A 22,461-nucleotide genomic window follows, 5' to 3' on the forward strand; every position below is an offset into this window, starting at 1 on the left:
GCCGCCGATGATCCGCCCCTTCGGCATCAACGAAGCCCTGTTCATCGTCGAGGCCATCCGCTGGACGCTGGCGCTGTCGGCCGTGGCCTTCGCCGGCGGCGCGATCGGCGGTCTGATCGTGGCGCTCTGCCGGGTCTCGAGCGTCGCCCCGCTGCGCTACCTCGCACTCGGCTATATCCGGCTGTTCCAGGGCACGCCGCTGCTGATGCAGCTCTTTCTCGTCTATTTCGGCCTCAACATCTTCGGTGCCGGCATCAATCCGTGGCTCGCCGCCTCGCTGGCCCTGACGCTGCATGCCAGCGCCTTTCTCGGCGAGATCTGGCGCGGCTGCATCGAGGCGGTGCCCTCCGGCCAGTCGGAAGCGGCCTGGGCGCTGGGCCTTGGCTATGTCGACCGGATGAAGTCGATCGTCCTGCCGCAGGCGGCGAAGATCGCCGTCGCCCCGACGGTCGGCTTCCTGGTGCAGCTGATCAAGGGCACCTCGCTCGCCTCGATCATCGGCTTCGTCGAACTGACCCGGGCGGGCCAGATCATCAACAACGCCACCTTCGTGCCGTTCAAGGTCTTCGGCCTGGTGGCGATACTCTATTTCGTCCTGTGCTGGCCGCTGTCGCTGGTCGCGCGCTGGACCGAACGCCGTTTCGCAGTGGCCACGCAGCGCTGAGCTGCCGGCCCGACAACAGGGAGAGAACGATCATGAATCTCATCAGGAAGGTCGCCGCGCTGGCGGCTGCCGCCGCGGTGTTCGCGGGCCTCGGCACGGCCGCGGTGAAGGCCCAGACGCTGGACGAGGTCAAGTCGCGCGGCACCATCAACGTCGGCATGCTCGTCGACTTCCCGCCCTTCGGCATCCTCGACAACGACGGCAAACCGGACGGCTACGACGCCGACGTCGCCAGGCTGCTCGCCAAGGATCTCGGCGTGAAGCTCAACCTCGTTCCGGTGACCGGGCCGAACCGCATCCCCTATCTCCTCTCCGGCCAGGTCGACGTCCTCGTCGCCTCGCTCGGCATCACCCCGGCGCGCGCCGAGCAGGTCGACTTCTCGCAGCCCTATGCCGGGATCGAGATCTTCGTCTATGGCGACAAGGGCACCGAGGTGAAGTCGGCCGAGGATCTCGCCGGCAAGAGCGTCGGCGTCGCCCGCGCCTCGACGCAGGATACGGCGATCACCAAGGTCGCGCCCGACAGCGCCACCATCCAGCGCTTCGACGACGACGCCTCCGCGGTGCAGGCGCTGCTCTCCGGCCAGGTGCCGCTGATCGGCTGCTCGAACACGGTGGTGGCGCAGGTCGAGAAGGTGCGGCCCGACACCTACGACACCAAGTTCTCGCTCAGCCAGCAGAAGCAGGGCATCGCCACCCGCCCCGGCGCCGACAAGCTGATGGCGGCGGTCAACGACTTCCTGAACAAGGTGAAGACGGACGGCGAGCTCGACAAGCTGCACCAGAAATGGCTGGACGCGCCGCTGCCGGACTTCCTCGCCAAGACCAAGAGCTGAGCGGAAAGAGCGCGGGATGTCAGCGATGAGCACCACCTCGCCCGCCGGGCGCGCGGACGCAGCCGCCGACACGCCCGCGGTCACCATGGAAGGTGTCGAGAAATATTACGGCACCTTCCACGCACTCAAACACATCGACCTGTCGGTCGCACGCGGCGAGAAGATCGTCGTCTGCGGCCCGTCGGGTTCCGGCAAGTCGACGTTGATCCGCTGCGTCAACCAGCTGGAGGCGGTCCAAAAGGGCCGGATCGTCGTCGACGGCATCGAGCTGACCGCCGGGCCGAAGAACGTCGAACAGATCCGCCGCGACGTCGGCATGGTGTTCCAGCAGTTCAACCTGTTTCCGCACATGACGGTGCTTCGCAACTGCATGCTGGCGCCGATGAAGGTGCGCGGCGTTTCGAAGGACGAGGCCGAAGCCACGGCGCGCAAATATCTCGAACGGGTGAAGATCCCCGAACAGGCGGAGAAATATCCGGCACAGCTTTCCGGCGGCCAGCAGCAGCGCGTGGCGATCGCGCGGGCGCTCTGCATGAACCCGAAGATCATGCTGTTCGACGAGCCGACCTCGGCCCTCGACCCGGAAATGGTCAAGGAAGTGCTCGACACGATGATCGATCTCGCCCGCGAGGGCATGACGATGATGGTCGTCACCCACGAGATGGGCTTCGCGCGGCAGGTCGCCGACCGGGTGATCTTCATGGATCGCGGCGAGATCGTCGAGATCGCCGGGCCGAAAGAGTTCTTCGCCAATCCCAAGCACGAACGCACGCGAACCTTCCTCGGCCAGATCACCGGCCACTGAAGACGTCGCGGCGAGGCACGAGGCATCCAGTGAAAAACGACATCCTGCTCGTCGAGCCGATGCTCGCCGAGATCGAGGAACGGCTCGACGCCGCCTACCGGGTCATCCGCCTCTTCGGGCCGGACGGACAGGCGGAGGCAGAGGCGGCCGCGGACAGGATCCGCGCCGTCGTCACCGGCGGCGGCACCGGCCTTTCCCCGGCATGGTTCGCCAGGCTTCCGGCCCTCGGCCTCGTCGCGGTGAACGGCGTCGGCACCGACAAGGTCGACCTCGACCTCGCGCGCCGGCGCGGCATCCACGTCTCGACGACGCCGGGCGTCCTCACCGACGACGTCGCCGATCTCGGCATGGCACTGATTCTCGGCGTCATGCGCCGTCTCGGCGAGGGCGACCGGCTGGTGCGCAGCGGCGGCTGGGCCGCGGGCGGCAGGCTGGCGCTCGGCGCGAGCCTTGCTGGCAAGCGCCTCGGCATCCTCGGCTTCGGCCAGATCGGTCGGGCGCTCGCCCGCCGCGCCGAGGCATTCGGCATGAAAATCGCCATCTGGAACCGCTCGCAGGTCGACGTGCCCGCCGGCTACTTCAGGGCCGGCTCCGCCCTTGCGCTTGCCGAGGGAAGCGACGTCCTCGCCGTCTGCCTCGCCGGCACGGCGGGGACCGAGAAGATGGTCGGGGCCGAGATGCTGGCGGCACTCGGGCCGGACGGCATGATCGTCAACGTCGCGCGCGGCAGCGTCGTCGACGAGGACGCGCTGATCGCGGCGCTTTCCAACGGCACGATCGCCGCGGCCGGGCTCGACGTCTTCGTCGGCGAACCGTCGATCCGCAGCGCGTTCCTGGGGATGGAGAACGTCCTCCTGATGCCGCATCAGGGAAGCGCCACGATCGAGACCCGGCGCGCCATGGGCGATCTCGTGCTCGCCAATCTCGCCGCCTTCTTCAGGGGCGAGGTGCCGCCGACCTCGGTCGTCCGCCTCGATCGGGGAGCCGGCCGATGATCGTCCGCCAGGCCTTCTTCGAGGGCACCGTCCATCCCGGCCGCGAGGCCGAGTTCCGCCAGTTCGTCGAGACCCGCCTCGTCCCGATGTGGCGGCAGTTTCCTGGCGTGCGGGATCTACGCGTGATGTTCGCGCTGTCGCGGGACGACGGCGCCCCGCCCTTCCCGCTGTCGCTGGCGATGCGCTTCGACGACGAGGCGGCGCTCGCCGAGGCGCTGGAGGCGCCGATCCGCTTCGAGAGCCGGGCGGTGACAGGGGAACTCATGGCCATGTTCGACGGCCGGATCCATCATCACGTCTTCGAGGTGGTGGCGTAGAACGCCGGGCTGCCGGTCCTGCCGGCGTCCTCTCCTCGTCCTCCTCCTCCTCCTGCAGCGCCCGCCAGGCGGCGCCGTCGACGTCCTCGTACTGGCCGCTCCTCAGCGCCCAGACGAAGGCGCCGAGGCCGAGCAGCCCGAGGAAGAGCGCGATCGGCACCAGGAAGAGCAGCGCGTTCACGCCGCCCTCCCCTCGGCGAGATCCGGCAGCGCGGGGCCCGTGTCGGGCGTGCCGCCTCGCCGCCCGGGTCCGGAGACGGCCTTACCGCCGCTCTTCCGGTAAAGGTTCCGGCGGTCGCTGCGCGCCAGCCGCAGGCTGTTGGCGACGACGAGGATCGAGGAGGCGGACATCGCGATCGCCGCGACGAGCGGCGTGACGAGGCCGGCCATCGCCAGGGGAACGGCAACGGCGTTGTAGAGGATCGCCAGGCCGAAATTCTGCGCCACCAGCCACCTCGCCCGCCGCGCGACGTCGAGGGTGTAGGGCACGGCGTCGAGGCCCTCGCGGGTGAAGACGAAGTCCGCCGCGAGCCGGCCGGCGTCGCAGGCCGACGCCGGGGCCATCGAGACGTCGCCTGCGGCAAGCGAAGGCGCATCGTTGAGCCCGTCGCCGACCATCAGCACCGGACTGCCGCCGGCCTGGAGCTGGCGAATGCGGGCAAGCTTGTCGCCGGGCCGCGCCCCCGCCGTCCACCGCCCGATCCCGAGGCGTCCGGCGATCCGCGCCACCGGCCGCTCTGCGTCGCCGGAGAGGAGCTCGACCGAAATTCCGGCATCGCGGAGCCCCGCGAGCGCCGGCGCCGCACCCGGACGAAGCGTCTCGTCGAGTTCGAACGTCGCGAGCGGCCCCCCCGACAGGGCGAAGGCGACGCCGCCCGCGGCAGCCTCGCCCCGGCCCGGCGCCATCGCCGCCACGTCCTGCGGCGCGGCGATGGCGGCCACCCAGTCGGGGCGTCCGAGCCGCGCGGTGCGCCCGCCGATCCGCGCCTCGACGCCGCAGCCGGGCCATTCGCGCGCCGCTTCCACCGGCGGTTCGTCTTCGTCGTTTCCGGCGGCGGGAAGGGCGCGGATCGCCCGCGCGGCGGGATGGTGCGAGCGGGCGGCGAGCGCCCGCGCCGCCGCAGCGTCCAGGCCCGCGGCGGGGTTCGTCGCCACGACGCGCGGCTCGCCGGTGGTCAGGGTTCCGGTCTTGTCGAAGACCACCGCCCGGACCCCGGCGAGACGCTCCAGCGCCGAGCCGTCCTTCATCAGGATGCCGGCCTCGAACAGACGCGCTGCGCCGATCACGTGGACCACCGGCACGGCGAGGCCGAGGGCGCAGGGACAGGTGACGATGAGGACGGCGATGGCGACGGTGACGGCGTGATAAACGTCGCCGCCGCCCGCCCAGAGCCAGAAGAGGAAGGTCGCCGCCGCGACGAGGTGGACGGCCGGGGCGTAAAGCCGCGCCATCCGGTCGGCGACGCGCACATAGGCGCCCCGCCCGTTCTCGGCCGCCTGCATCATCGCCGCCATCTCGGCGAGGAAGCTGTCCTTCGCCCCGGACAGCGCCTCGACGTCGAGCGGTCCGGAAAGATTGAGGACGCCCGCCTCGACGCGCATGCCGGGCACCGCCTGCAGCGGTTCGCTCTCGCCGGTGACGAGCGAGCGGTCGAGGTCGCAAGTGCCGTCAAGGACGAGCGCGTCGACCGGCATGCGCTCGCCGGCCATGACGCGCAGCCGCATGCCCGGAACGACCTCGTCGATCGGCACGTAGACCGGCACGCTGCCGTCGATCAGCGTCGCGCCTTTGGCGGCGAGCCTGGCGATGCCGACGACCGCGCTTCGGGCGCGTTCGCGCATGAGCTGGTCGAGATAGCGCCCGACCAGCAGGAAGAAGGTCAGCGTCACCGCCGCGTCGAAATAGGCTTCAGTGCCGCCGGAAAGGCTCTCGTAGAGGCTGAGCCCGAGGGAGAGCAGCAGCGCCAGGGAGATCGGCACGTCCATGTTCAGCCGCCCGGCGCCAAGCGCGCCGATCGCCGAGCGGAAGAACACCTGCCCGGCGACGGCGACGGCCGGCACGGCGATCAGCGCCGAGATCAGGTGGAAGAGATCGCGCGTCGCCGCATCCGCGCCCGACCAGACCGACACCGAGAGCAGCATGACGTTCGCGGCGGCAAAGCCCGCAATGGCGAGCGCCAGCAGCAGCCTGCCGGACTGCCGGTCGCGGGCGAGCTGGTCGAGATCGCCGAGATCGACGGGGGTTCCGGGATAGCCGATGCGCCGCAGCGTCTGCGCGACGGCGAGCGGCGAGGCCGCGGCATCGTCGAGGACGACGGTGACGCGGCGCAGCGTCAGGTTGACCCGCGCCGAGACCATCCCCGGCAGCGGCCGCAGTGCGTCCTCCACCGACGCCATGGCGGCGCCGCCGCGAAGCGCGGGAACCGCGAAGACGAAGGTCACCCTCCCGTCCTGGCCGAGCCGTCCGGCATGGCGGAGTTCCTCGCCGCTGCGGTCGGCCGCAGGAATGCCGGCCTCGGCGGCGGCAATCTCGAGGGACGGGCTGCAGCAGCTCATGGGCCCCGGTCCCCTCAGCGCACCGAGAAGCGCACGGCGCGGTGCCAGGTGGCGAGCCCGGCCCGGTCGACCTCGAGCCGCGCCTCCCAGCGGCCGCGCGTCAGCATGGTCTCCGCATCGTAGGCGCCGCCCGCGGCCGGCGCGAGGGTCAGCGTCCGGTCGAAATTGGCGTTCACCGGATGGCCGATCGTCGCGCGCACCGCCGCGCCCCGCACCGGGCGCCCGGCAGCGTCTTCGAGAACCAGGCGGAAGCGGCCGTCGCGATAGTCGGTGTGCGCCGTCCAGCCGCGGGCGAGCTCGCTCTCCCTCTCCTCGGTATCGGCGTCGAAGGTCTGGCTGGCGACGTAGCTGTTGGCAACGACGAGGCCGCTCCAGGTGCTTTCGGCGAAATAGGCCATGGTGAGGTTGACCGCGATGATCGTGCCGAAGAAGCCGGCCATGACGAGCGCCATGTGCCGGCCGGTGAATTCGCGGGGGGCTCTCGGTTCTGCGCTCATCGACCTTTCTCCGGCGCTTCGAAGGCGGCGTCGTAGACGGCGCTTTCGGAACTGTTCATGTCGCGCAGCACGAAGCGGAAGTCGCTGCTGCCGGGTTCGACCGCATCCTTCGGCTGGGCGACGAAGACCTTCAGCGTCCGCAGCCGGTCGGGATCGACCGTGACGGCGAAGCTGCGGCCCTCGGGCTGCTTCAATTCGTCGGAGAACATCGTCGCCTGCGGCAGGCCTTCGAGGCTCAGCACAAATTCCCGCGGCTCGGGGATCATGTTGAGCAGCTTGACGGTGAAGCCGTTGCGGATCGAGCCGTCGCTGAGCCGCACGTAGACCGGGTTGCGGTCGCGCTGGACGTTCAGCTCGAGGCGTTCGCGCGCGGTCAGGAGGAACAGCATGCCGAGGCCGATCGCCGCCCAGAGGCCGGCATAGATCAGCGTGCGCAGCCGCAGGAAGACGTGCCAGTCGAAATGGCGGACCGCCGGGACGAAGCGCCCGGCGACGTCGCGCACGCGCTCCGGCTCGATGGCGTGGGTGACGGGGCTGGTCGCGAGCGCGACGTTGGAATCGTAGTCCCGCAGCGTCGCATAGGAGATCAGGCCGCGCTCGCGGCCGAGCTTGTCCATCACCCCGTTGCAGGCGTCGATGCACAGTGCGCAGGTGATGCAGGCGAGCTGCTGGCCGTCGCGGATGTCGATGCCGACCGGGCAGACGGCGACGCAGGCGTTGCAGTCGACGCAGTCGCCGACGGAAAGCCCCGCCGTCTTCGCCCGGCGGGCGCCGTGGCTGCGCGGCTCGCCGCGCCAGTCGTTGTAGGTGACGACGAGCGAATCCTCGTCGAGCATCGCCGCCTGGATGCGCGGCCAGGGGCACATGTAGATGCAGACCTGCTCGCGCATGAAGCCGCCGAGGACGTAGGTGGTCGCCGTCAGGATCGCCACCGTCGAATAGGCGACGAAGGGCGCGTCGCCCTCGACGAAGTCCTGCAGGAGGTTCGGTGCGTCGGCGAAATAGAAGATCCAGGCGCCGCCGGTCGCCACCGAGATCAAGAGCCAGGTCGCGTGCTTCATCGCGCGCTTGCGCAGCTTGTCGAAGCTCCAGGGCGCCGCGTCGAGGCGGATGCGCGCGTTCCGGTCGCCCTCGAAGAAGCGCTCGACGACGAGGAAGAGGTCGGTCCAGACGGTCTGCGGGCAGGTGTAGCCGCACCAGGCGCGGCCGACCACGGAGGTGACGAGGAAGAGGCCGACGCCGGCCATGACCAGGAGGCCGGCGACGAAGATGAATTCCTGCGGCCAGATCTCGATGAAGAAGAAGTAGAAGCGCCGGTGGGCGAGATCGATGAGCACCGCCTGGTCCGGGGCGAAGGGTCCGCGGTCCCAGCGCAGCCAGGGGGTCACGTAATAGATGCCGAGCGTCACCGCCATGATGATCCACTTCAGGCGCCGGAAGCTGCCCTCGGCGCGCTTGGGATGGATCTTCTGGCGCTTGGCATAGAGCGGCCGCGTCTGCTGGGCCTCCGGCGAATTCACCGGTGCGACGTCGAACTGGCTGATCTCGGGGCCTTGCAGCATGAACGGGTCTCGGCTTCGCATCGACGTCCCGGGCCGGGAGCGTGGCCGTTGCCCTAGCGGGGCGAGGCCGGCCGGTCCTTGATCTCGGTCAAGCCGGAGCGGCGCCCGGCGTGCCGCGGCGTTCCTCCGCCGGGTTGCGGAGGCGGTGGCGAGAGGCTTAGATCCCCGCCGATCCGGGCGCCGGAGGGGCCGGACGCCGGGTGCGAGGAGGGGCAGGCTTGAAGAGGCGCGACAGAAACACCCGGCCGCGACCCGGTGCCGCACCCGGCCTCGCCGCAGCCTCCGCGGCGTTTCTCGATGCCGCCGCCCGCGGCGATTTCGCGAGCGCCTCGGCCGCGCTCGCGACGCTGGTCGCCGCCGAACCCGAAAACGCCTCGCTGAACTACAACCACGCCCTCGCCCTGCGGCTGTCCGGCAGGCCCGTCGAGGCGCTCGCGGCGGCGCGGCGGGCCCGCGGGCTCGATCCGGCCAATGCCAAGATCCTCTTCGAGATCGCCGCCTCGGCGCTCGAGGCCGGCGAGCCGGCGGCCTCGCTGGAGGCGGGAGCGGCCTATCTCGAACGCCATCCCGGCGATGCCGACGCGGCGCTCAACGCCGCGCGGGCGGCGCTGCTCCTCGACCGGCCAAGCGCGGCGCTTGCGCTGCTCGACACGGTGAGGGAAGGCGACGCCGGCGATCCCCACCTGCTCTGCCGCGGCGAGGCGCTGCGCGATCTCGGCCGGTTCGAGGAGGCCGAAGCCGCCTGGGCGGGGCTGCCTGCCGGCCTCGCCGGGCTCGTCCTGTCGCTGCGCAGCAAGGGGCCGCGCGGCAGGCTGACGCTCACTCTGCCCCGGCCTTCGCCCTGAAGCGCTTGCGGTAGACCCCGGGATCTGCGTCGAGCGCGTCCTGGAGGGCAAGGCTTTCGGCGAGTTCGTCCTCGTCCATCTCGCGGCAGGCGATGGCGATCGCCTCGCGCCGGACGAGCATCGCCTGCGCGACCGGGGTTCCTGCCGGAAGCGTGCCCTCGAATTCCGGATCGGCCCACAGGGCGGGAAAATGGACGAAGCCGCCGGAAAAACCGTCGACGAGGCCGGTCAGCGTGCGGAACGGCAGGTCGAGCCGGTTGTGAGGGTGCGAGAACAGCATCGACCAGCCTTCGGGCATCGCGATCGTCCAGGGGTTGGTGAACTTGACGGCGAAGCGCTCCGGGTCCGCGCCCGGAAAGCCGGTCAGCTGTTCCGGCAGGTGCACCCCGATCGGCGAGCGCGTGAGACGGGCCAGCGGATGGGCCGGCAGGCCGCTGTCCCACGTGAAGCTGCCGCCTTCGACCCTGAGGTCGGCGATCAGCGGAAACAGCAGCCCCGCCCCCATCGCATCGACGAAGGGCGGGCACTGCTTGACGGTGCGGATCTGGCTGCCGAGAAGCTCCGAGACCGCGCCTCTCGGCATCGCCCGCAGCCAGGCGGGCAGGTTCGCCGAGGCGGGCATGGGCTCGGGCACCCGGCCCTTCCAGCCGGGCAGGCAGCGAAATTCGATCTTCATGGAGCAACTCTCGCTCTCCCCGCCCGGCATGGCAAGGCGAAGGGATCGGCGCTCACGAACCGGCCTGCGCGCGCCTTTCGGCCCGCATGCGGCCGATCGCCCAGACCAGCGACGCGGCCACCGTCACCGCGATGAAGATGACGCCGATGGCATTGATCATCGGCGACAGGCCGAAGCGCATGCGGCTCGCGATTTCGGTCACCAGCGTGTAGTCCGGCCCGATCGCGAAGAAGGTCGTCGGGAAGTTCTCGATCGACTGCAGGAAGGCGATGACCGAGGCCATGCCGATGGTCGGCGAAAGGAACGGCAGCGTCACCCGCCGGAAGGTGAAGAAGGGCGTCGCGCCGAGATCGGCGGCGGCCTCTTCCAGGCTGCGGTCCTGGCGCGACAGGCGCGCCATGAACATCAGGAGGCAGTAGGAGGCGATGAAGGCGGTCTGCGCCATCATTGCCGTGAACAGCCCCGCATCGACGCCGAAGGCGTCGCGCCAGAAGATCATCGTGGTGCAGCCGAGGACGATGCCGGGGATCATGATCGGCGCGACGAGCACCGTGTAGAGGATGCCGTTCGCCCGGCTTTCGAGCCGGGTCAGAAGCAATGCCCCGGACAGCCCCAGCGGGATGGCGATGGCGATGACGCCGGCGGCGATCATCAGCGAGTTCAACAGCCCGTTCATGATCCGGGCGTCGTCGACGATCGCCGCGAACCATTTCAGCGTGAAGCCCTGCCAGATGGTGATCGTCGGCGAGGGATAGGCGTTGAAGGCCGCCGCGACCATGAAGACGATCGGGGCGAACAGGACGAAGAAGAACAGGCCGAGATAGGCCTTGATCAGAAGCTCGCCGAAGCTTTGACCGAAGCCCAGCCCGCCGGCGGCGGAGGCGGCGGTGGCATCGAGGGCGGCCGGCCGGCCGATGGTGGTGCTCATCGGGCGATCTCCCGGATCGAGACGCGGAAGACGCCGAGCACCATCAGGATGAAGACGATGCAGCTGAACAGCAGCATCAGCGAATAGGCCGAACCCTGGTTCCAGTTGCCGCTCTCGAAGAACCGCCGGTAGATCACCTGGCTGAACCAGTCCGGATGCAGGCCGCGACCGACGAGATCCGGCACCGTGATGACGCCGGCGGACAGCATGAAGACGACGATCGAACCCATCGCGATCCCGGGCTTGGCGTGCGGCAGGACCACCCGGTAGTGCACCCGCCAGACCGAGGCGCCGAGGTCGCGCGCCGCCTCGACTTGGCTGCGGTCGAGGGTGCCGAGCGTGTTCATCAGCGGGAACATCATGAAGAGGATGTAGGCATAGGCCATCACCAGGAAGACGGCGTTGTTCGAGGCGACCCATTGCGGCGGCTCGCCGCCGACCAGCCCGAGGCCCTCCAGCACGGAATTGAGCACGCCCTCCCGGGCGAGGATCATCACCCAGGCATAGACCCGCAGCAGTTCGTTGATCGAATAGGGGATGACGAGGAGGAGAAGGATCAGCCCGGCGCCGAGCGCGCCCTTCAGGCTCGACGCGTAATAGGCGACCGGATAGCAGACGAGGAAGGCGATCGCCGTCACCAGCGTGGCATAGAGGATCGTCTTCAGGAAGATCTTCAGATGCAGCGGCTCGATGGTCGAGTAGTTGCCGAGCGAATAATGCGGCGCGCCGGCCTGTTCCTCGACGAGGCGCGCCTGCTTTTGCCTGAGCGCGTCCATCTGCGTCTCGTGGGAATTCCGCTTCGCTTCGAGGTCGGAAATTTCCTTTCGAAGGGCCTCGGGCGTCCTATCGTCGGGCGCGGCGCTTCCGAAGGACGGCAGCAGCGGCGCCGACGGAGCGGCCGGCGAAGCCGACGGCTCCTCCGCTCGATCCTGCACCGAGGGAACGCCCAATCCGGGCACGAGCATGCCGCCGCCGCCCGAGCCGCCCGCGGCGTCCGCGCCGCCCTGTTTCGTCAGGTCGGCGAGTTCCTTCTTCCGCGCGTCGATGTCGTAGTCGACGGTCGCGATGTCGCGCGACAGGCGGTTGATGTCGTTCCTGGTCAGGCCGAGCGCATTGCCGCGGTCGACATGGACGAGCGAGCGCTCGCCCATGGTGAGGAGCGGTGCGGCGATCATCCCGCCGATCCACAGCGCGACGAGGACGACGATCAGGCTGGTCAACGGCCAGCCATAGGTGCGCAGCAGCGAGCCCATCGGTCAGGCCTCCGCGGCCGGGGCAGGCCGCGCCTCCGCCGGCATGACGATGGCGTCCTCCGGCCTGAAGCCGATGGTCGCGGCGCCTTCCGTCGGATGCGCCCGTCCGTCGTTGGAAAGATGCAGGACGATCCGCCGGCCGGTGGCATCGCGGGTGACGAGGTTGAGATAGGGCCCTTCAAGCTCCCGCCCCTCGACGCGGGCGCTCAGCCGGTTGACGCCGGCCGCATCGGCGGCGACGAGGCCGGTCCGTTCGGGCCGGACCATCAGCACCGCCTGGTCGCCGGGCGCGATCTCCGGCGTGCGCCTTCCGGTGAAGCTGCCGCCCGGTCCGTCGATGCGGGCGTAGCCGTCCTCCACCGTGGTCACCCGGCCGGTGAAGACGTTCTGCTCGCCGACGAAGCCGGCGACGAAGGCCGTCGCCGGCGCGTCGTAGATGTCGGTCGGCGTGCCGACCTGCTCGATCCTGCCGCGATTCATCACCGAGATGCGGTCCGACATGGTCAGCGCCTCGCCCTGGTCGTGGGTGATGTAGATGAAGGTGACGCCGGTGCGCTTCTGCAGCGCGCGAAGCTCCGAGCGCATGTGCTGGCGCAGCTTCAGGTCGAGGGCCGAGAGCGGCTCGTCGAGGCAGAGCACCGCCGGCTCGACGGCAAGCGCACGGGCGACCGCGACGCGCTGCCGCTGGCCGCCGGAGAGCTGATCGGGCTTCTTGTCGGCGTGGGTCTCGAGCGCGACGAGGGCGAGGAGCTCGTCGGCCCTCGCCAGGCGTTCGCGTTTTGCGACGCCGCGCGCCTCGAGGCCGAAGGCGACGTTTTCGCGCACGCTCATGCGCGGGAAGAGCGCCAGGCTCTGGAAGATCATCGCCGTCGGCCGGCGGTTGGCGGGAAGGTGGTCGACCGCCTCGCCGCCGATCAGGACATGGCCGCCGCTCGGCCGCTGGAAACCGGAGAGGATCCGCAAGAGCGTGGTCTTGCCGCAGCCGGACGGCCCGAGGATCGAATGGAACTCCCCGGCCGGGATGGACAGATCGGTCGGATAAACGGCGGTAAAGCCGTCGAAGACCATGGTCACCCCGACGAGTTCGACGCTCTTGCCATTCATACGCTACCCCATCGTTTCGGCTGCGATCGCCCGCAGCGATTGTCGCCGCAACGCCGGGGCGCTGCAATCCCGCTCAAAGGGCCCGCTCGGAGGGCCCGCTCGCTCGGCCCGCTCAGACGGCCGGCATCGCCCCGCTCTCGGCCGGTCCGTCTTGGAACATGCCGGCGAACGGATCCGGCTCGTCCGCGACGCCGGCGCCTTCGAGCGCGAACACCTGCCGGCGCAGCCACTGCGTCAGGGCCACCGCATCGGCAAAGCCCGCGATCGCCTGCGGCTCGATCGGCCTGCCGATCGTCATCGCGATCTTACCGTCGATCGTCCGCGCCGCCTCGTGGAACAGAAGCGCGTAGCGCAGCGACTGCGACATGTGGCTGGCGATCTGGAAGAGCCGCGAATTCTGGCCCGGCACGTGGATCGGCAGGACCGTCGCCCCCGAACGCATGATCAGCCGCGCGGAGAGCGGCCCCCAGTCGAGCTCGACGGCGCGCCGCGACAGGGGATGCGGCGTCGTCATCACCCCGCCCGCCGGAAACACCATCAGGCAGCCACCGCCCTTCAGATGGGCGAGCGCCCCGGCGCGCGCCCTGATATTGGCGCGCTCGGCCTCCCGCGTCCCGGAAAAGTCGATGGCGAAGAGCTTTTCGGCAAGTTCCGGCACCCGTGCCAGCGCCGAATGGGCGATGATCCTGACGTCGCCGCGCACCCGCCCGAGCAGGCAGCCGAGGGCGATGCCGTCCATCGCCCCGAAAGGATGGTTGGCGACGACGGCGAGCGGACCCGTCCGCGGGATTCGCGACGTGCCGCGCGCGGAAAGGCCGACATTCATGCGGGCGATCGCCTCGGCGAAGAAGTCGCCGCGGGCGGGATCCCGGAGATAGTCGCGATAAAGGCTCTCGAGCCGGCGCCGGCCGCTCAGGGCCTCGAGCCCGAGGCACAGCCCGCGCATCAGGCGGTGATCGATGGTCGCCGCATAGGAGAGGCGCACCTCGCGCCGCGGCCCGTCTGCCGTCTCGTTTCGGCCTTCCTTCTGCTTGCCGTCGTCCACGTCTCGTCACCTTCGAAAAGGGGCCGTCGCGACGGCCCCGGCAGGAAGAGGCCGGTCGTGGCGGCCCCGGATGAATGGCGGCGCGGAGCCCTCGACGCCCGCCCGCCGCCGCCGCGATAGCTCGCCGCGGCGGTCGGGCGCCGCTCCGGCTACGACGCGTTGGTGATCTTCTCGGCATATTCCTGCTGGCCCGCCGCGAAGAACGGCGTGTCGGGCTGCCACCACCAGAGATTGGCGAGGTTGTCCTTGGTGTAGACTTCCTGGAACTGCTTGGCGTAGGTCTCGCCGGCGTGCTGGGCGGCGCCGTCGACGCAGGAATTGTAGCCGGTGTTGGCGCTCATGATGCCGGCCATTTCCGGATCGAGCATGGCGTTCAGGAAGGCGTAGGCCTGCTCGAGGTTCTCCGCGCCGGACGGGATCGCCATGGAGTCCATCCAGGTCATGCCGCCTTCCCGGGGCATGCGGTACTTCAGCGCCGGCTTGTCGCGGTTGAGCAGCAGGCCGGTCGAGTCCCAGGTCTGGCCGGCGACGCAGCCCGACTGCTGGAAGGCGTTGAGCGCCTCGGTGGCGTTGTTCCAGAACGCCCCGAAGTTCTCCTTGTGGTCGACGATATAGGCGGCCACCTTGTCGAAGATCCGGCGCATGTCCGCTTCGCTCTTGTAGACGTCGAGCATGCGGTTCGAGTTGATCTCGCCCTTGGCGTCGAGATAGAGGCCGGTGCCGATGAGCACGGACTTCTGGCGGAAGGCGGCCTTGTTCTTGGCCCGCGGGTCCCACAGCATGCCGTAGGAGACGTCGCCGTCGCCGACGTCCTTGAACACTTCCGCGTCGAAGGTCACCGCCTCGGTGCCCCAGTTGAACGGCACGGCCACCCGCTTGCCGTTCTGGACGGCGCCGAGCTGGATCGAGTCGCGATACATCGACGCGATGACGTTGCCGGTCTTCACCTTCCCTTCGTCGATCGGCTGCAGCAGGAAGGTGTCGCCGTCCTGGTAGTTCGCGACGTTGGTGATCGACGGGAAGATGACGTCGAAGCCCTTGCCGCCGGAAGCCTTCAGCTTCTGCGTGGCCTCGTCGTTGGAACCGTAGGTCGAGAGGTTGAGCTTGATGCCCGTGTCCTTCTCGAACTTCTGGATCATGTTCGGCTGGACGTAGTCGCCCCAGGTGAAGACGTTCACCGTCCCCGAGCTCTGGCCGAAGCCCGGCCGGGTCAGCACCGCCGGTGCCGCGAGGAGCGTGGCGGAAGCCGCGCCGGCCTTCAGCATCGAGCGGCGCGTGATCGAATTGATGAGGGTCATTCGGGAAATCCCATCCGGTAAGAGGTCGGATCTGCCGGCGCCTTTTAGACGCCTCGGATGACGTTTCGTTATCGCGAGGATGACAGAAAGGTGACGACGGAAACCACTCTGTCACAGCGCCGTCATTGTTCAAGCCGAAGGATCGCGAGCGGGAATCAACAGGGGGCGACGCCATGGACGGGCGCGAGGTCTTTTCCACCGAAGGGCAATACTTCCGCGGCAACATCCATACCCATTCGACCCGCTCGGACGGGGCGTATTCGCCCGAGGAGGTCTGCGAGCACTATCGCGCCATGGGCTACGACTTCCTGTGCCTCTCCGACCATTTCCTCGGGGAGTACGGCTTTCCGATCACCGACACGAACGGCCTTCACGGCGGCGGCTTCACGACGATCCTCGGGGCGGAAATTCACGCGCCGAAAAACAGCCAGGGCGAGATCTGGCACGTGCTCGCCTGCGGCCTGCCGGCGGACTTCGACCCGCCCTCCCCCGACGAGCGGATGGAGGCGCTCGCCCGCCGCGCCAGGCAGGCCGGCGCCTTCGTCGGGATCGCCCATCCGCAATGGTCGTCGCTGACCATCGAGGACGGCCGGGCCCTCGCCGGAATCGGACATGCCGTGGAGATCTGGAACACCGGCTGCGCGCTCGAGACCGGCCGCGCCGACGGCACGGCGCTGCTCGACCAGCTGCTCAACGAAGGCCATCGCCACCTCACCGGCTATGCGACCGACGACGCGCATCTGAAGATCCCGGATTCCGGCGGCGGCTGGATGATGGTGAAGGCGGCGGCGAACGAGCCGCAGGCGCTGGTTTCGGCGATGCAGGCCGGGCGCTACTATTCGAGCCAAGGTCCGACGATCGAGGCGGTCGAGACGGCGGGCGACAGGCTGTCCGTCAAAACCTCGCCGGCGCGGATGATCTCGCTCGTCGGGCGGGGCAGCCGGGCCGAGACCGCCTTTTCGGCAGACGGCGCCATGACGGCCGCGGAACTTTCGCTCGAACGCTTCCTCGGCGACTGGTGCCGCCTCGTCGTCAGCGACCGGGACGGACGGCTCGCCTGGTCGAACCCGATCTTTCCCGGCTGACGTGACGTGCTTTCCGGCCGACGGCTCGCAGGTGGGAGGCCGGCCGCCGCCGGCAGTTTTCAGCCGACCTCCGACGCATGGTCGAAGGAGAGTTCGAAGCGGCTGCCGAGAAAGCGCGAGCGGGCATATTGGAGCGGCGCGCCGGCGACGCTCGCGGTGAGGCTCTTCGTCTCGATCAGCGGCGCTCCCGGCGGACAGTGCAGGCATTCGGCATCGCCGGCATCGGCGGCGACGGCCGCGACTTTCGTCCAGAGCCTGCGGTAGTCCGAGTGGCCGAGGCTCGCCAGCGCCTTGGTGATCGACCCGGTTTCGGCATAGGCGGCGACGATCCCCGGCACCGTCGTCTCCTCGAACCACAGCGTCGAGACGATCACCGGCGCGCCGTCTGCGACCCGGACGAGTTCGAGCCGCGTCAGCGGTGTCGCGACCGGACAGCCGAGAAGCGTCGCGAGTTGCGCGGTGGCCGGCTCGCGCGCCGCGCCGATCATCGTGCCGCCGGCCTCGCGCGAACCGGCGCCGACATTTTCGGAAAATCGGCTCTTCGAACCGACGGGATAGACCATCCGGCCCGGCGGCGGCGTGACGAAGGTGCCCTTGCCGCGCGCCGCGGTCAAAAGGCCTTCGCCGGCAAGGACGGCGATCGCCCGGCGCACCGTGTGGCGGTTGGCGGCAAAGCGCGCCGCGAGCTTCGTCTCGCTGGGCAGAGTGCCGGAAAGGCGAGCCTCCGCGATGTCGTGGCGCAGGCTGTCGGCGATCTGCCGCCAGCGCGCGATCCCAGCACCGTCGATGTCCGCCACGTGCCTGCCCCTTCCTCGAAAACCCGAACCGCCCGAACCGCCCGGCGTCGACCCGCCCCTTGGCGGGGGGCCCCGCACGCGCAGTCGACGCGCCGCATCGCGTCTTCGTCATTTCACCGTCATCGAAATCATGCTAAACGGGATATATCGAGTTGTCTATACAAATAGACAAATGACGAAAGCGGAACCGGCATGACGGACGATCCCGGACGACGGGCGGAGGCGGAAAAGCGGGGCGGAGCGCGGCGGCGGACCGTTTCCGCCTTCGCGCAGGCCGGTGCCGGCTTCCTGTCGGAGGCCTGGGATCGGCTCGGGGCCGGCCGAACCGTCGCCGTCATCCGCGGTCCCGAAACCGGCCTCGTCATGGTGCGCGGCCGTGCCGGAGGCGGCGGCGCGCCGTTCAATCTCGGCGAGGCCAGCGTGACGCGGGCGAGCGTCCGGCTCGACGGAGAGACGGTCGGCCATGCGATGGTGCTCGGCCGCGACGGCGAGCGGGCACGGCTCGCCGCGGCCTTCGACGCGCTGTGGCAGGTCGAGGCGGCGAGGGGCGCCGTCGAGCGCGAGGTCGTTGCGGCCGTCGAGGCGGCGATCGCCTCCGCCGACCGCGACCGCCGGGCCGAGACCGAGGCGACGAAGGTCGACTTCTTCACGATGATGCGCGGGGAGGACTGATGCCGGCGAACCGACCGATCGATCTTTCCAGCCGCGCGGTCGAGGGCGGCTTCGCCAATCCGGTGTTCGACGCGCAGGCAGTGTTTGCCGCTGTGCTGCAGGCGATCTCGCGCCCCGGCACCGTCGCCGATTGCGGCTCGCGGGCGGCTCCGCCGGCGCCGCTCTCGCCTGCCCAGGGCGCGATCCTCCTGGCCCTCGCCGATGCGGAGACCGGCCTCTTCGTCGAAGCCGCCGACGCCGCGCTCGAGGCCTGGCTCGGCTTCCAGACCGGCGCGCGCCTGACCGAGGCGGCCGGCGCCGAGATCGCCGTCGCCGGGCGTTTCGACAGGTCGGCGCTCGGACGCTTCCCGCTCGGCACGCTCGCCTATCCCGATCGCTCCGCGACGCTCATTGTCGAAGTGCCGTCCTTCAATGCGGGGCCGCCGCTCCGCCTCTCGGGCCCGGGCGTCAGGGGCAGCGCCGAGATCCGGCCGGCCGGCCTCGGCGAGGGCTTCGTCGCGGCGCGGCGCGCCAACCGGGCGCTCGCGCCCTGCGGGCTCGACCTGCTTCTCACTTGCGGCAGCCGCGTCCTCGCCCTGCCCCGTTCAACCCTCGTCGAGGAGGCGTGAGATGTATGTCGCGGTGAAGGGCGGCGAGGCCGCCATCGCCAATGCCCACCGCCTCCTCGCCGACAGGCGGCGCGGCGACCGCTCCGTTCCCGCACTGACGCTGTCGCAGATCGCCGGACAGCTGGCTCTCGCCGTCGACCGGGTGATGGCGGAGGGCTCGCTCTATGATCCGGAACTGGCGGCGATGGCGGTGCGCCAGTCGCGCGGCGACCTGATCGAGGCGATCTTCCTGATCCGCGCCTATCGCACCACGCTGCCCCGCTTCGCCGCGACGCGGCCGATCGACACGGCTGCGATGGTGATCGAGCGGCGGATCTCGGCGACCTACAAGGACGTTCCGGGCGGCCAGGTGCTCGGGCCGACCTTCGACTACACCCACCGGCTGATCGAACCGGAGATGGCCGAAGACGCGCCGGTCGCCGCGCCGGCGCGGCGCGATCCGCCCGAGGATGCCGGCCATGCACCGCGCGTCACCGACATTCTCGGCGACGAGGCGCTGATCGAGGCGGACGGCGAGGGCAAGGGCGCCGAGCCCGCCGACCTCACCCGCACGCCGCTCGCCTTTCCGGCATCCCGGGACCTCAGGCTGCAGGCGCTCGCGAGAGGCGACGAGGGCTTTCTCCTCGGTCTCGGCTATTCGACCCAGCGCGGCTTCGGCCGCACCCATCCCTTCGTCGGCGAGATCCGCATCGGCGAGGTGGAGGTCGAGGTGGACCTGCCGGAATTCGGCTTTCCGGTCGTCATCGGCCGGGTCCGCGTCACCGAATGCCAGATGGTCTCGCAGTTCACCGGCTCGAAGGCCGTCGCACCGAAATTTTCCCGCGGATACGGTCTCGTCTTCGGACAGCTCGAACGAAAGGCGATGGCGATGAGCCTCGTCGACCGGGCGCTGCGCGCCGACGCGTTCGACGAGGAGCGCAGGGCCCCGGCGCAGGACGAGGAATTCGTCCTCGCCCATTGCGACAACGTCCAGGCGACCGGCTTCGTCGAGCATCTGAAACTGCCGCATTACGTCGACTTCCAGGCCGAACTGGAGCTGCTCCGCAAGATGCGGAAGGCGGCCGGAGCGACGGACGAAACAGTGTCCGGATCCAAGGGCGACGTGGAGGTGGTGCAATGACCTCCACCACTGCCTACAATTTCGCTTATCTCGACGAGCAGACCAAACGGATGATCCGCCGGGCGATCCTGAAGGCCGTCGCGATTCCCGGCTACCAGGTGCCGTTTGCCTCACGCGAGATGCCGATGCCCTACGGCTGGGGCACCGGCGGGGTGCAGGTGACCGCCGCGATCATCGGGCCGGACGACGTCCTGAAGGTCATCGACCAAGGCTCCGACGACACCACCAACGCCGTGTCGATCCGGGCCTTCTTCGCCCGCGTCGCCAATGTCGCGGTGACGACGAAGACCGGCGAGGCGACGATCGTCCAGACACGGCACCGGATCCCCGAGGCGCCGCTTTCCGAAGGCCAGACCATGGTCTACCAGGTGCCGATCCCCGAGCCGCTGCGCTTCCTCGAGCCGCGCGAGACCGAGACGCGGATCATGCATGCGCTCGAGGAATACGGGCTGATGCATGTGAAGCTCTACGAGGACATCGCCCAGCACGGCCACATCGCCACGACCTACGCCTATCCGGTGAAGGTCGAAGGCCGCTACGTGATGGATCCTTCGCCGATCCCGAAATTCGACAATCCGAAGATGGATGACAGCCCGGCGCTCCAGCTCTTCGGCGCCGGCCGCGAGCAGCGCATCTATGCGATCCCGCCCTATACCAGCGTCGAGAGCCTCGACTTCGAGGACCATCCCTTCGCGGTGCAGCGCTTCTCCCAGCCCTGCGGCCTCTGCGGCGCGACGGGCGTCTATCTGGATGAAATCGTCACCGACGACCGCGGCGGCCGGCTCCACGCCTGTTCCGATACGGACTATTGCGAGGAGCGGCGCGCGGCGGGGCATTTCGGGGCGGACGGGGCGCCCGTCCCGGCAGAGGCGCGGCCATGAGCGCTTTCGAAAGCGTGGCGGCGGCCATCCCCCCCTCTGCCTGCCGGCATCTCCCCCGCAAGGGGGGAGATCGAGGCTTCGCCGGCGTCGACTCCGCAGACACCTGTATCGGCAAGCATGATCGTCTCAAAAAAGGGCGAGGCGAAAGCCGCCGCCGATCTCCTCCCTTGCGGGGGAGATGTCCGGCAGGACAGAGGGGGGTGCGACGGCTCGATGACTCGAGCCGGCCAACCGCTTACTCCGCAGGAGCCGCTTCGCGCAGAATGGTATTGATGCGCTCCTGCCAGTCGGAGCTCGCCCGGCGAAACCTGTCGACGACGTCACGGTCGATCAGGACGGTCGTCTGGTTTTCCGGAATGAAATCGAAAGGCCGGTCGAGTGGCACGAGGCGAGCTCCCTCGTCGATGGGCGGATTGTCCGGATCCAGCAATGCATCGGCAGTAATTGCCGCGTCCTCTTCTGGCGTCATTTCCGCCAAAGCCTCTTTAGTCTTCCGACGTACCTCCGCCCAATCCTCAGCGCTGGCTCGCGTCTTCACGGAAACCGTTCGCGTAACGATCATAGATGCCAACCTCTCTGTCATTGGCCTTCCGAAACGAAATGATGCGAACCCGATCACCGCGTTCCGTATAGACGACCACATGGTGGCGCGCGCCAATCATGCCAATGGCGATCTTGCGCACTTCGCCGTAGTTGCGCCGCTCGTCGCGGAAGATTGCCGCCGTGGCGAAGTCGAATTGACGGACATCATCGAAGGCCGGCCGCCCCAGAGCGACGTTGGCGTCGGATTTTGCCTGATCCCATTCAAACTGGACGTCGCCATTCATCAGGGAGCATTAGCGCAGGTTGCATTCGGGCGGCAATCGATCGAGCGAGGAACATTGCTGCCATGACCGACCTCCCACTCCTCTCCGTCCGCTCCATCACCCGCCGCTACGGCCGCCATGTCGGCTGCGAGGATGTCTCCTTCGACCTCTATCCGGGAGAAATCCTCGCCGTCGTCGGCGAATCCGGCTCCGGCAAGACGACGCTTCTGAACTGCATCTCCTGCCGCATGCAGCCGACCGCCGGCACGGTCTCCTACCGGATGCGGGACGGCGAGACCCGCGACCTTGCGGCGTTGACCGAGGCCGAGCGGCGCTTCCTGATGCGCACCGACTGGGGCTTCGTCCACCAGAACCCGGCCGACGGCCTCAGGATGCGGGTCTCGGCCGGCGCCAATATCGGCGAGCGGATGATGGCCGTCGGCGAGCGCCACTACGGCCGCATCCGTGCCAGCGCCGAGGACTGGCTGTCGCGCGTCGAGATCCCCGGCGCGCGGATCGACGACCGGCCGACGGCCTTTTCGGGCGGCATGCGCCAGCGCCTGCAGATCGCCCGCAATCTCGTCACCGGCCCGCGCCTCGTCTTCATGGACGAGCCGACCGGCGGCCTCGACGTCTCGGTCCAGGCGCGGCTCCTCGATCTGTTGCGCTCGCTCGTCGCCGAGATGGGGCTCTCGGCCGTCGTCGTCACCCACGATCTCGCCGTCGCTCGGCTGCTCTCCCACCGCATGATGGTGATGCGGCGGGGCCGGGTCGTCGAGCACGGGCTCACCGACCGGGTGCTCGACGATCCGCAGGACGCCTACACCCAGCTTCTCGTCGCCTCGATCCTGGAGGTCTGATACCGAATTCGGGGGATTGATTCAGAGGATTCCCGCTTGGGCGCGAATTTCATAGGCTTGATGGGAGCGATTTGAAGGAGGCCTTTGATGGCGTTCAGTCCCGAGCCGCTGACGATCGATGAGCTTGAACGGCGATTTCGCGACGCCGCCGACGTCGTCGAGCGCAACCATTTCCAGACGATCCTGCTTCTGGCGAAGGGTCGATCGCGGGCAGAGGTGGCGGAGATCCTGGCCTTTTCGGAACGCTGGGT

24 protein-coding genes and 1 pseudogene are annotated in these 22,461 nt (G+C 69.1%); 12 read left to right on the forward strand and 13 right to left on the reverse strand.

From position 1 onward, the window contains the following. Window positions 1–7 precede the first annotated feature (7 nt). Genes J1C47_RS21015 through J1C47_RS21035 form a run of 5 tightly spaced genes read left to right on the forward strand, consistent with a single transcriptional unit; the run spans window position 8 to window position 3,617 of the window. On the forward strand, window positions 8–664 hold the full coding sequence (locus J1C47_RS21015) for an amino acid ABC transporter permease (protein WP_207352767.1): 657 nt from the start codon (window positions 8–10) through the stop codon (window positions 662–664). 32 nt (window positions 665–696) lie between these two features. Beyond that, on the forward strand, window positions 697–1,500 hold the full coding sequence (locus J1C47_RS21020) for a transporter substrate-binding domain-containing protein (RefSeq protein WP_207352768.1): 804 nt from the start codon (window positions 697–699) through the stop codon (window positions 1,498–1,500). 25 nt (window positions 1,501–1,525) lie between these two features. Further along, on the forward strand, window positions 1,526–2,305 hold the full coding sequence (locus J1C47_RS21025; protein ID WP_281065564.1) for an amino acid ABC transporter ATP-binding protein: 780 nt from the start codon (window positions 1,526–1,528) through the stop codon (window positions 2,303–2,305). Between the two features lie 29 nt (window positions 2,306–2,334). After that, complete coding sequence (locus tag J1C47_RS21030; protein ID WP_342592033.1) at window positions 2,335–3,300, forward strand: 2-hydroxyacid dehydrogenase; 966 nt, start codon at window positions 2,335–2,337, stop codon at window positions 3,298–3,300. Beyond that, on the forward strand, window positions 3,297–3,617 hold the full coding sequence (locus tag J1C47_RS21035; protein ID WP_207352769.1) for a hypothetical protein: 321 nt from the start codon (window positions 3,297–3,299) through the stop codon (window positions 3,615–3,617). The genes J1C47_RS21030 and J1C47_RS21035 overlap by 4 nt, the downstream gene beginning before the upstream one ends. 28 nt (window positions 3,618–3,645) lie before the next feature. On the opposite strand, the pseudogene ccoS reads toward J1C47_RS21035, so the two are convergent. From ccoS to ccoG, 4 genes and pseudogenes are all read right to left on the reverse strand, one after another. Continuing rightward, window positions 3,646–3,798: pseudogene (ccoS, locus tag J1C47_RS23875) on the reverse strand (cbb3-type cytochrome oxidase assembly protein CcoS); the annotation flags it as partial. Further along, window positions 3,795–6,173 (reverse strand): heavy metal translocating P-type ATPase, encoded by a 2,379-nt coding sequence (locus J1C47_RS21045; RefSeq protein WP_207352771.1) that lies wholly within the window; start codon window positions 6,171–6,173, stop codon window positions 3,795–3,797. The pseudogene ccoS and the gene J1C47_RS21045, both read right to left, overlap by 4 nt. Window positions 6,174–6,187: 14 nt before the next feature. Next, complete coding sequence (locus J1C47_RS21050; RefSeq protein ID WP_207352772.1) at window positions 6,188–6,670, reverse strand: FixH family protein; 483 nt, start codon at window positions 6,668–6,670, stop codon at window positions 6,188–6,190. After that, a complete protein-coding gene (gene ccoG / locus J1C47_RS21055) occupies window positions 6,667–8,232 on the reverse strand; it encodes a cytochrome c oxidase accessory protein CcoG (RefSeq protein WP_207352773.1) in 1,566 nt (521 codons plus the stop codon). Before ccoG ends, J1C47_RS21050 begins: the two co-directional genes overlap by 4 nt. Before the next feature lie 218 nt (window positions 8,233–8,450). On the opposite strand from ccoG, the gene J1C47_RS21060 reads away from it, so the two are divergent. Continuing rightward, window positions 8,451–9,077, forward strand: a complete 627-nt coding sequence (locus J1C47_RS21060) for a tetratricopeptide repeat protein (protein ID WP_207352774.1) — start codon at window positions 8,451–8,453, stop codon at window positions 9,075–9,077. Here the strand turns inward: J1C47_RS21060 and J1C47_RS21065 are convergent. The 6 genes from J1C47_RS21065 to J1C47_RS21090 all read right to left on the reverse strand — a co-directional run bounded on the left by J1C47_RS21065 (window position 9,052) and on the right by J1C47_RS21090 (window position 15,381). Further along, window positions 9,052–9,753 carry a hypothetical protein gene (locus J1C47_RS21065; protein ID WP_207352775.1) on the reverse strand — a complete coding sequence of 234 codons (702 nt, stop codon included), beginning with the start codon at window positions 9,751–9,753 and terminating at the stop codon, window positions 9,052–9,054. The genes J1C47_RS21060 and J1C47_RS21065 overlap by 26 nt on opposite strands. Window positions 9,754–9,805: 52 nt before the next feature. Then, window positions 9,806–10,681: an ABC transporter permease gene (locus tag J1C47_RS21070; RefSeq protein WP_207352776.1), complete on the reverse strand. Its 876-nt coding sequence runs from the start codon at window positions 10,679–10,681 to the stop codon at window positions 9,806–9,808. After that, window positions 10,678–11,934, reverse strand: coding sequence for an ABC transporter permease (locus J1C47_RS21075; RefSeq protein ID WP_207352777.1), 1,257 nt, complete (start codon window positions 11,932–11,934; stop codon window positions 10,678–10,680). The genes J1C47_RS21070 and J1C47_RS21075 overlap by 4 nt, the downstream gene beginning before the upstream one ends. Before the next feature lie 3 nt (window positions 11,935–11,937). Next, entirely contained in the window at window positions 11,938–13,038 is a 1,101-nt protein-coding gene (locus tag J1C47_RS21080; RefSeq protein ID WP_207352778.1) for an ABC transporter ATP-binding protein, read from the reverse strand. Between the two features lie 112 nt (window positions 13,039–13,150). Continuing rightward, complete coding sequence (locus J1C47_RS21085; protein WP_207352779.1) at window positions 13,151–14,083, reverse strand: 1-acyl-sn-glycerol-3-phosphate acyltransferase; 933 nt, start codon at window positions 14,081–14,083, stop codon at window positions 13,151–13,153. Between the two features lie 149 nt (window positions 14,084–14,232). Next, a complete protein-coding gene (locus J1C47_RS21090; RefSeq protein ID WP_245396720.1) occupies window positions 14,233–15,381 on the reverse strand; it encodes an extracellular solute-binding protein in 1,149 nt (382 codons plus the stop codon). Window positions 15,382–15,554: 173 nt separating this feature from the next. Between J1C47_RS21090 and J1C47_RS21095 the strand changes: the two genes are divergently transcribed. Next, on the forward strand, window positions 15,555–16,466 hold the full coding sequence (locus J1C47_RS21095) for a CehA/McbA family metallohydrolase (protein ID WP_207352780.1): 912 nt from the start codon (window positions 15,555–15,557) through the stop codon (window positions 16,464–16,466). Between the two features lie 59 nt (window positions 16,467–16,525). Here J1C47_RS21095 and phnF read toward each other — a convergent pair whose 3' ends face one another. Beyond that, entirely contained in the window at window positions 16,526–17,263 is a 738-nt protein-coding gene (gene phnF, locus J1C47_RS21100; RefSeq protein ID WP_207352781.1) for a phosphonate metabolism transcriptional regulator PhnF, read from the reverse strand. Between the two features lie 192 nt (window positions 17,264–17,455). On the opposite strand from phnF, the gene phnG reads away from it, so the two are divergent. The 4 genes from phnG to J1C47_RS21120 are packed head-to-tail and all read left to right on the forward strand — an operon-like array spanning window position 17,456 to window position 20,544. Then, window positions 17,456–17,935 carry a phosphonate C-P lyase system protein PhnG gene (gene phnG / locus J1C47_RS21105; RefSeq protein WP_207352782.1) on the forward strand — a complete coding sequence of 160 codons (480 nt, stop codon included), beginning with the start codon at window positions 17,456–17,458 and terminating at the stop codon, window positions 17,933–17,935. After that, a complete protein-coding gene (gene phnH, locus J1C47_RS21110; RefSeq protein ID WP_207352783.1) occupies window positions 17,935–18,543 on the forward strand; it encodes a phosphonate C-P lyase system protein PhnH in 609 nt (202 codons plus the stop codon). The genes phnG and phnH overlap by 1 nt, the downstream gene beginning before the upstream one ends. A gap of 1 nt (window position 18,544) precedes the next feature. Then, entirely contained in the window at window positions 18,545–19,663 is a 1,119-nt protein-coding gene (locus J1C47_RS21115) for a carbon-phosphorus lyase complex subunit (protein ID WP_207352784.1), read from the forward strand. Then, window positions 19,660–20,544, forward strand: a complete 885-nt coding sequence (locus J1C47_RS21120; protein WP_207352785.1) for an alpha-D-ribose 1-methylphosphonate 5-phosphate C-P-lyase PhnJ — start codon at window positions 19,660–19,662, stop codon at window positions 20,542–20,544. Before J1C47_RS21115 ends, J1C47_RS21120 begins: the two co-directional genes overlap by 4 nt. A gap of 235 nt (window positions 20,545–20,779) precedes the next feature. Here the strand turns inward: J1C47_RS21120 and J1C47_RS21125 are convergent, their stop codons facing one another. Beyond that, window positions 20,780–21,013, reverse strand: a complete 234-nt coding sequence (locus tag J1C47_RS21125; RefSeq protein ID WP_207352786.1) for a BrnA antitoxin family protein — start codon at window positions 21,011–21,013, stop codon at window positions 20,780–20,782. A gap of 46 nt (window positions 21,014–21,059) precedes the next feature. Then, window positions 21,060–21,371, reverse strand: a complete 312-nt coding sequence (locus J1C47_RS21130) for a BrnT family toxin (RefSeq protein WP_207352787.1) — start codon at window positions 21,369–21,371, stop codon at window positions 21,060–21,062. Window positions 21,372–21,433: 62 nt separating this feature from the next. Between J1C47_RS21130 and phnK the strand changes: the two genes are divergently transcribed. After that, window positions 21,434–22,210 (forward strand): phosphonate C-P lyase system protein PhnK, encoded by a 777-nt coding sequence (phnK, locus tag J1C47_RS21135; RefSeq protein ID WP_207352788.1) that lies wholly within the window; start codon window positions 21,434–21,436, stop codon window positions 22,208–22,210. Window positions 22,211–22,461: the final 251 nt, after the last annotated feature.

The organism is Jiella sonneratiae (assembly GCF_017353515.1).
In the GTDB taxonomy this organism is placed as follows: domain Bacteria; phylum Pseudomonadota; class Alphaproteobacteria; order Rhizobiales; family Rhizobiaceae; genus Jiella; species Jiella sonneratiae.